This is a genomic window from Gulosibacter sediminis, from assembly GCF_014904065.1.
Lineage (GTDB): Bacteria > Actinomycetota > Actinomycetes > Actinomycetales > Microbacteriaceae > Gulosibacter > Gulosibacter sediminis.
Window position 1 is genome coordinate 145,817 of the sequence record NZ_JACXJG010000018.1, and the last position, 202, is coordinate 146,018.

The window sequence follows — 202 nt, forward strand, 5'->3', positions numbered from 1 at the left end:
TGTGGTCCGTCTCGCCGGAGACGCGCTCGATGTCTGCCGGCGTCGCGTCCAGCAGGACGTGTTCGGCCGGCGCGGGATGAAGGGCGACCCGCTCTACCAGGCCCGACGCACCCTGCATACCGGCGACAAGCTGCTCACTGACCGACAAAGGACCCGACTGGAGGTGCTGTTCGCCGCCGACGAGCACGTCGAGGTCGAAGCG

The 202-nt window shown here is 68.8% G+C and carries 1 protein-coding gene; it reads left to right on the forward strand.

All coding sequences use genetic code 11. The features are described 5' to 3' along the window. Positions 1-202, forward strand: a 202-nt coding sequence (locus tag ID132_RS10215) for a transposase (RefSeq protein ID WP_193128534.1), incomplete at both ends; no start/stop codon positions are given.